This is a genomic window from Streptococcus equi subsp. zooepidemicus (assembly GCF_015689395.1).
Taxonomy (GTDB): Bacteria; Bacillota; Bacilli; order Lactobacillales; family Streptococcaceae; genus Streptococcus; species Streptococcus equi.
Genome location: NZ_CP065054.1, coordinates 1,677,547 through 1,689,709 on the forward strand (window position 1 = coordinate 1,677,547; position 12,163 = coordinate 1,689,709).

The 12,163-nt window shown below is 42.0% G+C and carries 8 protein-coding genes, 8 tRNA genes, 2 rRNA genes and 1 pseudogene; 6 read left to right on the forward strand and 13 right to left on the reverse strand.

The window, feature by feature from the left end:
• Window positions 1-9: 9 nt before the first annotated feature.
• Complete coding sequence (locus I2432_RS07900; RefSeq protein ID WP_111678359.1) at window positions 10-798, reverse strand: carbohydrate deacetylase; 789 nt, start codon at window positions 796-798, stop codon at window positions 10-12.
• A gap of 158 nt (window positions 799-956) precedes the next feature.
• Between I2432_RS07900 and I2432_RS07905 the strand changes: the two genes are divergently transcribed.
• Together I2432_RS07905 and I2432_RS07910 are read left to right on the forward strand one after the other, a co-directional pair.
• Window positions 957-1,673, forward strand: a complete 717-nt coding sequence (locus tag I2432_RS07905) for a MurR/RpiR family transcriptional regulator (RefSeq protein ID WP_206152409.1) — start codon at window positions 957-959, stop codon at window positions 1,671-1,673.
• A gap of 348 nt (window positions 1,674-2,021) precedes the next feature.
• A pseudogene (locus I2432_RS07910) lies at window positions 2,022-2,258 on the forward strand (ISL3 family transposase); the annotation flags it as partial.
• Between the two features lie 228 nt (window positions 2,259-2,486).
• Here I2432_RS07910 and rlmD read toward each other — a convergent pair.
• Entirely contained in the window at window positions 2,487-3,845 is a 1,359-nt protein-coding gene (gene rlmD / locus I2432_RS07915) for a 23S rRNA (uracil(1939)-C(5))-methyltransferase RlmD (RefSeq protein WP_111678363.1), read from the reverse strand.
• Window positions 3,842-4,810, reverse strand: coding sequence for a helix-hairpin-helix domain-containing protein (locus I2432_RS07920; protein WP_111678365.1), 969 nt, complete (start codon window positions 4,808-4,810; stop codon window positions 3,842-3,844). Before I2432_RS07920 ends, rlmD begins: the two co-directional genes overlap by 4 nt.
• A gap of 63 nt (window positions 4,811-4,873) precedes the next feature.
• Here I2432_RS07920 and recX point away from each other — a divergent pair, with 63 nt between their 5' ends.
• From recX to I2432_RS07940, 4 genes are all read left to right on the forward strand, one after another.
• On the forward strand, window positions 4,874-5,650 hold the full coding sequence (gene recX / locus I2432_RS07925; RefSeq protein WP_111678367.1) for a recombination regulator RecX: 777 nt from the start codon (window positions 4,874-4,876) through the stop codon (window positions 5,648-5,650).
• Between the two features lie 232 nt (window positions 5,651-5,882).
• A complete protein-coding gene (ntdP, locus tag I2432_RS07930; protein WP_012516131.1) occupies window positions 5,883-6,416 on the forward strand; it encodes a nucleoside tri-diphosphate phosphatase in 534 nt (177 codons plus the stop codon).
• A 249-nt stretch (window positions 6,417-6,665) separates the two neighbouring features.
• Window positions 6,666-6,977, forward strand: a complete 312-nt coding sequence (locus I2432_RS07935; RefSeq protein WP_012516132.1) for a DUF960 domain-containing protein — start codon at window positions 6,666-6,668, stop codon at window positions 6,975-6,977.
• A gap of 659 nt (window positions 6,978-7,636) precedes the next feature.
• Complete coding sequence (locus I2432_RS07940; RefSeq protein ID WP_206158718.1) at window positions 7,637-8,026, forward strand: hypothetical protein; 390 nt, start codon at window positions 7,637-7,639, stop codon at window positions 8,024-8,026.
• Window positions 8,027-8,042: 16 nt separating this feature from the next.
• On the opposite strand, the gene I2432_RS07945 is transcribed toward I2432_RS07940, so the two are convergent.
• From I2432_RS07945 to I2432_RS07990, 10 genes are all read right to left on the reverse strand, one after another.
• Window positions 8,043-8,114 (reverse strand) — tRNA-Glu (locus I2432_RS07945).
• A gap of 12 nt (window positions 8,115-8,126) precedes the next feature.
• Window positions 8,127-8,200, reverse strand: a tRNA-Ile gene (locus tag I2432_RS07950).
• A gap of 45 nt (window positions 8,201-8,245) precedes the next feature.
• Window positions 8,246-8,318, reverse strand: a tRNA-Thr gene (locus I2432_RS07955).
• An 8-nt stretch (window positions 8,319-8,326) separates the two neighbouring features.
• Window positions 8,327-8,408, reverse strand: a tRNA-Leu gene (locus I2432_RS07960).
• A gap of 5 nt (window positions 8,409-8,413) precedes the next feature.
• Window positions 8,414-8,486: transfer RNA gene (locus I2432_RS07965), tRNA-Lys, on the reverse strand.
• A gap of 3 nt (window positions 8,487-8,489) precedes the next feature.
• Window positions 8,490-8,562: transfer RNA gene (locus I2432_RS07970), tRNA-Asp, on the reverse strand.
• 13 nt (window positions 8,563-8,575) lie between these two features.
• Window positions 8,576-8,648, reverse strand: a tRNA-Val gene (locus I2432_RS07975).
• A gap of 14 nt (window positions 8,649-8,662) precedes the next feature.
• Window positions 8,663-8,778: ribosomal RNA gene (gene rrf / locus I2432_RS07980) — 5S ribosomal RNA — on the reverse strand.
• Window positions 8,779-8,862: 84 nt separating this feature from the next.
• A 23S ribosomal RNA gene (locus I2432_RS07985) occupies window positions 8,863-11,762 on the reverse strand.
• Between the two features lie 310 nt (window positions 11,763-12,072).
• Window positions 12,073-12,145, reverse strand: a tRNA-Ala gene (locus I2432_RS07990).
• Window positions 12,146-12,163 lie beyond the last annotated feature (18 nt).

Below are 12,163 nucleotides of genomic sequence, written 5' to 3' on the forward strand. Positions count from 1 at the left end.
CTCCTCTCGCTAAAATGTAATATTGCCATAATGATATAACTGAATATTGAAATCTTTAAATAATTGAGCAACATCTTGATCACACAAAAGAGAAACTTCTTTGACGCGTGCTATGTTGAAGGAAGAATTAAAGTAGAGTATTTCATCCACATAAGCCGGATGTACCATTAACTCCGTAATTGTATTATCCTCAATTTGATCAAGAAGCTTTTCAACTTCTGTCAAACAAGCTATTTTATCACTTTCAATGCTTTTCGATAAATCACGAATGTGAGGATAGTTTGTTAAATCAAAAAATCCTGTTGCTCCAATTTGATTTGGCAGATCGATATTAATTTCTAAACCATATGCATTGCGTAAGGGTAAGCCATATCTCTGAGCTATTCTTTGACTAATTAACAGATTTTCAGGGAAAGTATGCAAATGATGATGGCTATCAATATGGGTTGGCTTCAACCCTTCATCTAATAAATAGTCAATTTGACAACACCACTCCTGATATATCTCTTCATCATCTATCTTAAACCGATTTTCATGATAATTTTTCAAGGAATAAAATTTCCCTTGTTGACTAATAGTCTTACCTTTAGTCATAGATTCACCACAAGTAAGTACCATATGGACACCGACACCCAAATCGGGATTTTCCTTTGCTAACATAATTGCCTCATCACAGCCAGGCATATTAGCCATTAAGGTTGTTGATGTCAAAATACCATCCTGAAATGCTTTGATAATCCCTGCATTTACGGCTGGTGAATAGCCAAAATCATCAGCATTTATTATTACTTTTTTCATAGAGGTCCTCCTTTCACTCTAGGGCTATTGATTGTTGATTAGTATTTTATCATTTACTTCACGCCTAGAGTATAGTATAATGAGGAAGTGAATACAATAGCTTTTCAAAAGATTGAAATCGCTTGCATTTCTTGAAAATATTTTCAGGAGAAAGAGTTATGTCACCTATTTATCACCCTAATCGCTTGTTTCCTAATAATAGTTTTTATCCTGAAGATGGTAAATTGATTGAATCAATCATCAGAATGATTGAAACAGGTGAAAATCTCGATATTCGTCATATCGCTGAAATAAACTATACTTCTCCATCTTCAATTAGTCGTTTAGCCAAGAGAGCTGGTTTTAGTCATTTTAAAGAATTTATCTTTTTTCTGTCAACGACTTCACAACAAAAAAACAAAAGCCAATTAGCTAATCTCCCCTTTGCTAGGACAGACTCTGATTGGGAAGCTATTGGAAATCAGCTTAGACATGCGTTTACAGAAAAGAAAATTTTTTTATTTGGTGAAGGTTTCTGTCAATTTCTGGTCGCCTATACTTATCGAAAGCTCTTACTTAAGAAGATCTATCCTGTAAACCTTGATGGTGTCGAAATCAGTACTGTTTCTGATGATACTCCCCACACACTCATTACCTTTTCACACTCAGGTGAAAATAAACGTGGTTTAATCAAGATAGATGAATGCAAGCAACGCGATGGCTGTGTTATCGCCATAACTGCATCCTCTAATAGTAGCTATCATCAAAGAAGTGACCACTGTATTATTGTCGAAAGTCATACCATAGCTACTGATTATGAAAATCAGCATCTCAATTTCTTTTTCGGGAACTCCTTAAACCTAGTTGAATATCTCATCGACCAATTTACAAATTAACTCTAAAGTATCATATTACTATTAATTCAAATATGTTCCCTCGAATTCTTTACTTTTTCTCATCTCTTTTATCAGTTCCTGCACATAATTTAAAATAATAGCTCTTTTCTCCTCTTTGTTAAGCCGAACAAGGCTTTAGGTAAAAATAATTTTTAAGACAGTAGTCAAATTCAGACTACTGTCTTAATTTCTTAAATTAATAGCTTCAAACCTTATAAAAAAATGTAGCTCTATAATTTCTGTAGTGGGTAAAGCCATCATGGAGATTATAGGGCTTTTTGAGGGCATACAAAAGTCCCATAAGACTTATCATGAAAAGCGATCAAACAACTCATTAGAAAGTATCTTATGGAACAGATTCATCATACCACACTACTCATCGGAATCAAAGATCAAAATATCACCTTGAATGAGGCTATCCAGCATGATACACATATCGAAGTCAGCGCTACACTGGACTATCAGTCTCCTAGGTGTAGACACTGCTTGGGGAAACAAATCAAATACGACTTCCAGAAGCCCTCTAAAATTCCCTTCGTCGAAATCGGTGACTTCCCTAGCCTCATTCGATTGAAAAAGAGAAGACGAACTTCGTCTCCTCTCATGCTTAGCTATCAGTCACCCACTACAGTTGATATAGAGCCTTATTATAATGTTCTCATATCCTTTAACATATCTAATCTTTGTGTCTTCCACAGACAGGCGAGATAAAAACGTTAACTTCAATCGCCTTTTTTTGGACTTTTTTAAGTCCTCTTAGACCATCTGAGACAAATACGAAATGCTTGAAAAACTGCTTAAAATCAAGGATTCTCAGCATTCCTTCTTTTGTAGTTTCACTACAGCCTCGGTCCTTGCTGTGTGTGGAAACATGTCAACAGATTGAATATATACCACATCATAGACCTGAACCAAGGACACCAGATCACGAGCCAAGGTTGAGGTATTACAGGAAACATAAATCATTTTAGCTGGCTGATAGTGTAAAATCGTTTGCAATAGCTTGTCATCTAGTCCTGTTCGAGGGGGATCTACAATCAAGGCATCAGCTCGGTAGCCTTCAGCGTACCAGCTTGGGATCAGCTCCTCTGCCTTGCCAGTCTCATAATAAGCATTGTCAAAGCCCAATGCCTGCGCATTTTTCCTAGCATCAGCAATTGCCTCTGGAATAATGTCCATACCGCGAACAGACCTTACCTTGTCTGCAACTGCCAGACCAATTGAGCCAACACCGCAATAAGCGTCAATAATATGCTCCTCAGCTGTGGGATCAAGCGCCTGAACCACTTGACTATATAAAACCTCTGTCTGCTTGGGATTAAGCTGATAAAAGGCTCTTGGCGACAGGGCAAAGCTATAGCTCAAAACCTCCTCTTGAATGGTCTCCTGACCCCAGAGAATCTCAGTTTTGGCGCCATAAATATCACTGGTTTTTGAAGCATTGATGTTTAAAGCAACAGTCCTGATTTGTGGAAATGCAGCAGTCAGCTCAGCAATAAGACCTGCCAACCTCACCTCCTTACTGCTGACAAAAATCAACTGAACCTGGTCACTGGCCTGTGCCCTACGAACCATAACTGTACGAATTCCAGCTACTCTTCGTTCATTATAGATAGGAATCCTATGCCGATCAAGCAGTTGAGTCACACGATTAACAATAGCCTGTGTTAGCTGATCCTGAACCAGACAATCATCAATAGCAACCAAGCGATGGCTTCCCTCTGAAAATAAGCCTGCCTTGACAGAGCCACCAAATGAACGCGTCTGAAACTGTAATTTTGCTCGGTAATGCTGCGGCTCTGCCATTCCTAAGGTATGACGAATCTCAAAATCCTCATACCCCTTAGGCTTAAACTTTTTTAAGGCCTGCCGAATGATGTCATCCTTAAAGTAGAGCTGCTTAGGATAGGCCAGATGCATGATTTGACAGCCCCCACAGGTCTCGTAAATGGAACAGGCCGGCTTCACTCGACTTTTAGAAGCCTTATTAATCACCAAGAGCCTTGCCTCAGCAAAATTGCGCTTAACAGCAGTCACTTGACAGAAAACCTCTTCTCCCTTCAGAGCTCCAGGAACAAAGACCAAGGTTTTTTTATAAAAACCAATCCCCTCACCATTAATCCCCATTCGCTTAATCTTAAGCGGTATTTTTTGCTTTATTTTGACATTCATTCCTGACTAAATATTACTCCTAATCGCTTAAGCCTTGCTATCATCTGCTTGCCAACACCTGGAATATCAAGAAGCTCTTGAGTTGTCCAGGCAGAAAAATCCTCCAGAGTATGAATCCCATACTGATTAAACAAATTGACCTTACTTAAAGGAAGATCAAGCTCCTCTAGAAATGTTAGCTCATCTTCAGCTCCTTCAAAAAATACTTGAAAATACTGCTGCAGGTAATATTGTGCAGTCATCAACAGCGGCAGGATATTAAAGAAAGCAAGGTAAATACTTGATAAGCTGTTTGGCTCATAGCTCTCTAGGGCACCAGCAGCTAAAATATCATTTATTGGAAAGGCTTTTTGTCTGACAATTGCCACAAAGTCTGGAACTGTCTCAGCAAGGTTGGCCAAAATATCATCAGCTAGCTCTTCTCTTTCAGCTAATAGCGCTCCAACCATCAAAGGAACCTCCATCAACAGATCTCCTCTATGATAATCCTTACTGTCATAAAAAGCCTCTGCCATCGTAAAATCAGACTTTAACACATAAAGAGCTAAGATTTCATACCTTGTCCCTAAGTGATCCCCTTCATCGTATTGATGAATTTCTAAGAGGTGATGTAAAGCTTTTTCATAAAAGCCATTTTGCTTATACAGCATTGCCAGCTCAAATTTTTGAGACAAGTAAGGTCTCTCTTCAAGATTCACCCAGCCCATAGGCTTAGAAGCAAGCCAGGCCTGATGCTGACAGTCTTCATCAAAGGCCAAATACTTGATTAAATCATAGGCTCTATCTCCTGCAAAGTGCTCCAAGTCCGACAACGACTGGTTATCCATACTATTTAAAAGAGCCTCTAAGTCATCACTGAAAAACTCTGTCTCATATCCAAAGAGCATATCATCTTCTGCATCAGCTTGGCGATAGTGCTGTAAGCTAACAACCTTATCTCTATCTTTTTTATCTTTTTCTGTCATAATGCCCTTTCAATCTATTGACCATTTATACTCTTATTTTACCATTTTTGTTATAATGAGGGTATGAAAATCAGTCAAATTGAAAAGAAAAAGCATTTATACCTCATTAAGCTAGACAATGGTGATAGCCTAACGGTCACAGAAGATACGATTGTCACATTTATGCTAAGTAAGCACATGGTCATAGACAGCCAACAATGGGAGGACATCAAAAGCTTCGCACAATTCTCATATGGTAAAAGCAAGGCCTTAGGTTTTATTGCCTTCCAACAAAGGAGCCAAAAGCAAGTCCAAGATTACCTGCTAAAGCATCAGATTAGTCCTGATCTCATTCCAAGCATTATTGATAGCCTAAAACAAGGCAAATGGATTGATGATCAGCAATACGTTGACACCTATATACGCCAAAATAGCCTTACTGGAGACAAGGGACCATTACTTCTCAAGCAAAAGCTAATGCTCAAGGGAATAGCCTCACAACTCATTGAGCCTGTCCTAGCACAGACTGATTTTTCCTCTATAGCACAAAAGGCTGCTGAAAAAATCTACCAGAAATATCAACACAAATTGCCAAGTAAGGCCTTGACCGATAAAATCATACAAGGACTTCTTAACAAGGGCTTTTCCTATGACCTTGCCAAAGGCATTGTCAGTCAACTAAGCCTTGAGCAGGATAGTCAGCACATCGAAGACCTGCTTGATCAGGAATTCGACAAGCTATTACGAAAATACAGTCGTCGCTATGATGGCTATCAGTTGAAGCAAAAGCTTTACCAAGCCCTTTACCGCAAGGGCTATGACAGTGATGATATTACCACTAAGCTAAATAATTATTTCTAGTCCTATCAAGGCTGCTGCGCCGATTTGACGCAAAAGCTTTTAGTCAGCAACAAAGTAGTCCTATTATGATCCTGTAGCTTTGATAATGGTTTAGCTAGCTCCTCAACTGAACATCAGATTTCTAAAAACTTCTTTAAGCATTTGTCAGATCATATTGTCCAAAACAGTGATTTATTTTCTCAATTATGGTAAACTATAGAGGATAAGTTTAATTGTAGAAAGTTGGTAAGGCATGAAATTACCTAAAGAAGGCGACTTTATTACAATTCAAAGTTATAAGCATGATGGTAGATTGCACCGGACCTGGCGCGATACTATGGTACTAAAAACAACTGAAAATGCTCTGATTGGAGTTAATGATCACACACTTGTTACTGAAAGCGACGGCAGGCGATGGGTGACACGAGAGCCTGCGATTGTTTATTTTCATAAAAAATACTGGTTCAATATTATAGCAATGATTCGAGATAATGGTGTTTCTTATTATTGCAACCTTGCAAGTCCATACCTGATGGACGCAGAAGCACTCAAGTATATTGACTACGATCTTGATGTCAAAGTCTTTGCAGACGGTGAAAAGAGATTGCTTGATGTTGACGAATATGAAATGCACAAGCAAGAAATGCATTATTCACCCAATTTGGACTTTATTTTAAAAGAGAATGTTAAGCTATTAGTCGACTGGATCAATAAAGAAAAAGGACCATTTTCAAAAGCCTATGTCAGTATTTGGTACAAACGTTATCTTGAACTGAAGAATCGTTAGTCGTTGTCTAGCACTCCACAGGGAGTGCTTTATTTAATAGCTAGTATAACATCATATCAGTAAGTCGATCTGGAGCTTACAACCTGTCAGCATTTGTTATCAAATGCATATCATTAACCACTGTAGCTTGGCACAAGCACAGACAGCCTATAACACCAAGTAGCAATCAACAGTTATCATCAGCTACCTAGCTAGATCAGGCATTCGGATGACCTCATCATAAAATCGCAACAATAGAAAGGATTGACAATGGCATTTCAAGCAACAAAAGGACGATACGCAAGCTTTGGCGTTGCAGTCAGCCTTCCACCTGAGCTCATTGATACCTTCTGGGAAATCATTGACCATTACCTAAAAGGAGTGTTTCCCCTCAATACTGTTCTCACCTTCAAACTAATCAAAAATAAGAAAAACCTTTCTTACGAGTACATTGACCAACAAGCTGGGCTTCGGATTGTTTTTGACTATAACACACTATTTAACGCCTTTTACCCCAAAACACTCTATATTGTAGATCAGCAAGGCATTGAAACAATTTTATTGCCTCACGAGATGTATTGATAAGATCTCGGACATCAGCTATAAAGTCCTTACCATTCAGTTTCATTCCCCCCTTTGTAGCCCATTAATTCCATTACAAGCATAACATTAGATGATTATATACCTTTATCCTAGCTCTGAATGCTGTATAGATATTAAGTCAGTCAGATACATAGCAATAAACTAAACCCATGCCGGTAGAAATCGTTCTAACATGAGCTTGACAGTTTTTTCATTCTGTAAATCATTGCTAAGCAAACACATCAGCCTTATTTCCTATTCTGGGAAATCTTGATAGAACATTTCAGTAACCTCCACCATATTGAGCTACATCTATAGGGTTTGACATTTTAATATGTAATCATCTCATTTCGCAACAATCGCTATAGACCTTATAGCAATTGGCATCATTGTCATAACGATTAAATTCTATATGACCAAATGGCTAGTAGGAAGCTAGTTGCTTTGTATTAGCCTCACATAGGCTTTTTACATAGCCCACAATCTTAAGAGTGGTTTTAACTGCGCAACACTTATAAAACCTAAAAATCAACAAACACACTTTAAAGTACAAGAACTTTGACCCTTTCAAAAAAGCTCTGTAATCTCTGTAGTGAGTAAATCCACTATGGAGATTATAGAGCTTTTAATTGTACAAAAACAAACTCATATGACTTATCATGAAAAGCAATCAAACCATCATTAGAAAGGCTCATATGGAACACTTTAAGAATACCACAGAATTACTCGGAATAAAAAACACTATCCAACTGTTGACTGTCCTAAATCCTCACCCCCACATCGTTATCAATCCTAAGCTTGATTATTCAGTTCTCTTATGCCCTCACTACAAAGGAAACATGAGCAAACAAGACTTCCAAAAAGCCTCTAAAATCCCTATCCTCGATTGCCAAAGCTTTCCAACACTGCTTCAACTCAAAAAACACTGCTTTCAGTGGAAAGCCAGTTCTAAAGTGAGCCTTGCTCAAACTCCTTTTGATTTTAACATCACAAAAAAGAGCACCAATCTGGTCCTCTTTAGATATCAATTACTAGTCAACCCACTATAGTTGACAAAAATCCAAATAGTCCGTACGGGATTCGAACCCGTGTTACCGCCGTGAAAAGGCGGTGTCTTAACCCCTTGACCAACGGACCATCATATCTTAATGGGCACGAGTGGACTCGAACCACCGACCTCACGCTTATCAGGCGTGCGCTCTAACCACCTGAGCTACGCGCCCAAGCATACTATAGCTTGGGAAAAACTAATGATAGTTATCTCACAATGCCGGCTACATGACTTGAACACGCGACCCTCTGATTACAAATCAGATGCTCTACCAACTGAGCTAAGCCGGCCTATCTTATGCGGGTTAAGGGACTTGAACCCCCACGCCGTTAAGCGCCAGATCCTAAATCTGGTGCGTCTGCCAATTCCGCCAAACCCGCCTTTATGACCCGTACTGGGCTCGAACCAGTGACCCTTTGATTAAAAGTCAAATGCTCTACCAACTGAGCTAACGAGTCCTACGGTCCCGACGGGAATCGAACCCGCGATCTTCGCCGTGACAGGGCGACGTGATAACCGCTACACTACGGGACCTATTCATAACTTATGGGAGTTAACGGGATCGAACCGCTGACCCTCTGCTTGTAAGGCAGATGCTCTCCCAGCTGAGCTAAACTCCCCCAAGTGGATCTAAGCTAAGCAACTTCCGTATCTCACAGGGGGCAACCCCCAACTACTTCAGGCGTTCTAGGGCTTAACTACTGTGTTCGGCATGGGTACAGGTGTATCTCCTAGGCTATCGTCACTTAACTTACGAGTCTTCTCCACTCAAAATTGAATAACTATAGTCTAACAAGAATTCCTTAAGCTGTCAATAGCGACTGGTTTCATCTTTTGGATAAGTCCTCGAGCTATTAGTATTAGTCCGCTCCATGTGTCACCACACGTCCACTCCTAACCTATCTACCTGATCGTCTCTCAGGGCTCTTACTAACTTAACGTTATGGGAAATCTCATCTTGAGGGGGGCTTCGCACTTAGATGCTTTCAGCGCTTATCCCTTCCCTACATAGCTACCCAGCTATGCCTCTGGCGAGACAACTGGTACACCAGCGGTAAGTCCACTCTGGTCCTCTCGTACTAGGAGCAGTTCCTCTCAAATTTCCTACGCCCGCGACGGATAGGGACCGAACTGTCTCACGACGTTCTGAACCCAGCTCGCGTGCCGCTTTAATGGGCGAACAGCCCAACCCTTGGGACCGACTACAGCCCCAGGATGCGACGAGCCGACATCGAGGTGCCAAACCTCCCCGTCGATGTGAACTCTTGGGGGAGATAAGCCTGTTATCCCCAGGGTAGCTTTTATCCGTTGAGCGATGGCCCTTCCATACGGTACCACCGGATCACTAAGCCCGACTTTCGTCCCTGCTCGAGGTGTTGCTCTCGCAGTCAAGCTCCCTTATACCTTTACACTCTGCGATTGATTTCCAACCAATCTGAGGGAACCTTTGGGCGCCTCCGTTACATTTTAGGAGGCGACCGCCCCAGTCAAACTGCCCGTCAGACACTGTCTCCCTAGACGATTAGCCTAGTGGGTTAGAGTAGCCATAACACAAGGGTAGTATCCCAACAACGCCTCCATCGAAACTGGCGTCCCGACTTCTATGGCTCCTACCTATCCTGTACATGTGGTACAGATACTCAATATCAAACTGCAGTAAAGCTCCATGGGGTCTTTCCGTCCTGTCGCGGGTAACCTGCATCTTCACAGGTACTAAAATTTCACCGAGTCTCTCGTTGAGACAGTGCCCAAATCATTACGCCTTTCGTGCGGGTCGGAACTTACCCGACAAGGAATTTCGCTACCTTAGGACCGTTATAGTTACGGCCGCCGTTTACTGGGGCTTCAATTCATACCTTCGCTTGCGCTAAGCACTCCTCTTAACCTTCCAGCACCGGGCAGGCGTCACCCCCTATACATCATCTTGCGATTTAGCAGAGAGCTGTGTTTTTGATAAACAGTTGCTTGGGCCTATTCACTGCGGCTGACTTGCAGTCAGCGCCCCTTCTCCCGAAGTTACGGGGCCATTTTGCCGAGTTCCTTAACGAGAGTTCTCTCGATCACCTGAGGCTACTCGCCTCGACTACCTGTGTCGGTTTGCGGTACGGGTAGAGTATACGTATCGCTAGAAGCTTTTCTTGGCAGTGTGACGTCTCTAACTTCGCTACTTAACTTCGCTCCCCTTCACAGCTCAATGTTATAGATGTAAGCATTTGACTCACATCACACCTCACTGCTTAGCCGGACTCTTCCAGTCGTCCGGTTTAGTTAGCCTACTGCGTCCCTCCATCACTATATACTCTAGTACAGGAATATCAACCTGTTGTCCATCGGATACACCCTTCGGTCTCTCCTTAGGTCCCGACTAACCCAGGGCGGACGAGCCTTCCCCTGGAATCCTTAGTCTTACGGTGGACAGGATTCTCACCTGTCTTTCGCTACTCATACCGGCATTCTCACTTCTATGCGTTCCAGCACTCTTCACAGTATACCTTCATCACACATAGAACGCTCTCCTACCATTACCTTAACGGTAATCCACAGCTTCGGTAAACTGTTTTAGCCCCGGTACATTTTCGGCGCAGGGTCACTCGACTAGTGAGCTATTACGCACTCTTTGAATGAATAGCTGCTTCTAAGCTAACATCCTAGTTGTCTGTGCAACCCCACATCCTTTTCCACTTAACAGTTATTTGGGGACCTTAGCTGGTGGTCTGGGCTGTTTCCCTTTCGACTACGGATCTTAGCACTCGCAGTCTGACTGCCGATCATATCTCATTGGCATTCGGAGTTTATCTGAGATTGGTAATCCGGGATGGACCCCTCACCCAAACAGTGCTCTACCTCCAAGAGACTTTATATCGACGCTAGCCCTAAAGCTATTTCGGAGAGAACCAGCTATCTCCAAGTTCGTTTGGAATTTCTCCGCTACCCACAAGTCATCCAAGCACTTTTCAACGTGCCCTGGTTCGGTCCTCCAGTGCGTCTTACCGCACCTTCAACCTGCTCATGGGTAGGTCACATGGTTTCGGGTCTACGTCCACGTACTTGCGCCCTATTAAGACTCGGTTTCCCTTCGGCTCCGTCTCTTCAACTTAACCTCGCACGTAAACGTAACTCGCCGGTTCATTCTACAAAAGGCACGCTCTCACCCATTAACGGGCTCGAACTTCTTGTAGGCACACGGTTTCAGGTTCTCTTTCACTCCCCTCCCGGGGTGCTTTTCACCTTTCCCTCACGGTACTGGTTCACTATCGGTCACTAGTGAGTATTTAGGGTTGGGAGATGGTCCTCCCAGATTCCGACGAGATTCCTCGTGTCTCGCCGTACTCAGGATACTGCTAGGGTTAAAGACTATTTCGAATACGAGGCTGTTACTCTCTGTGGCGACCCTTCCCAAGGCCTTCTTCTATAATCTTGTCGTCCCACAACGCAGTCCTACAACCCCGAAGAGTAAACTCTTCGGTTTGCCCTCCTGCCTTTTCGCTCGCCGCTACTCAGGCAATCGCGTTTGCTTTCTCTTCCTGCAGCTACTTAGATGTTTCAGTTCACTGCGTCTTCCTTCTCATAACCTTAACAGTTATGGATACTAGCCATTAGCTAGTGGGTTCCCCCATTCGGACATCTCTGGATCTTTGCTTACTTACAGCTCCCCAAAGCATTTCGTCGTTTGTCACGTCCTTCTTCGGCTTCTAGTGCCAAGGCATCCACCGTGCGCCCTTATTAACTTAACCTTATTTTTTCTTAAACTCGTTATCACAGCGTTTCGGTTTATTTCTTGTTACTTTCTTACAATCTTTTTTGATTGCGGAATGTGATATAGTTATTCAATTTTCAATGGACAAGATTAAGATACTAAGACCGTCCCAACTTGTTGGGCATTTTTGTAGAAAAATAGGAAATCGACGATGTGTGCTTTACACACGAGGAGATTTATCTTTTTTCCTAAAAAATGAGGTCGTGTTCAATTACTTGAACGATATCTTATATATCTTAGAATACAGAAAATTAGGTAACCCAAACATTTCTTTGTATCCTAGATAATGGAGCCTAGCGGGATCGAACCGCTGACCTCCTGCGTGCAAAGCAGGCGCTCTCCCAGCTGAGCTAAGGCCCCACAAGACCTCTCAAAACT

What these genes read in the sequence shown, in the direction of transcription:
- I2432_RS07900 (WP_111678359.1), bottom strand. Translation starts at nt 798, where the DNA reads ATGAAAAAAGTAATAATAAATGCTGATGATTTTGGCTATTCACCAGCC.
- I2432_RS07905 (WP_206152409.1), top strand. Translation starts at nt 957, where the DNA reads ATGTCACCTATTTATCACCCTAATCGCTTGTTTCCTAATAATAGTTTT.
- rlmD (WP_111678363.1), bottom strand. Translation starts at nt 3,845, where the DNA reads ATGAATGTCAAAATAAAGCAAAAAATACCGCTTAAGATTAAGCGAATG.
- I2432_RS07920 (WP_111678365.1), bottom strand. Translation starts at nt 4,810, where the DNA reads ATGACAGAAAAAGATAAAAAAGATAGAGATAAGGTTGTTAGCTTACAG.
- recX (WP_111678367.1), top strand. Translation starts at nt 4,874, where the DNA reads ATGAAAATCAGTCAAATTGAAAAGAAAAAGCATTTATACCTCATTAAG.
- ntdP (WP_012516131.1), top strand. Translation starts at nt 5,883, where the DNA reads ATGAAATTACCTAAAGAAGGCGACTTTATTACAATTCAAAGTTATAAG.
- I2432_RS07935 (WP_012516132.1), top strand. Translation starts at nt 6,666, where the DNA reads ATGGCATTTCAAGCAACAAAAGGACGATACGCAAGCTTTGGCGTTGCA.
- I2432_RS07940 (WP_206158718.1), top strand. Translation starts at nt 7,637, where the DNA reads ATGAAAAGCAATCAAACCATCATTAGAAAGGCTCATATGGAACACTTT.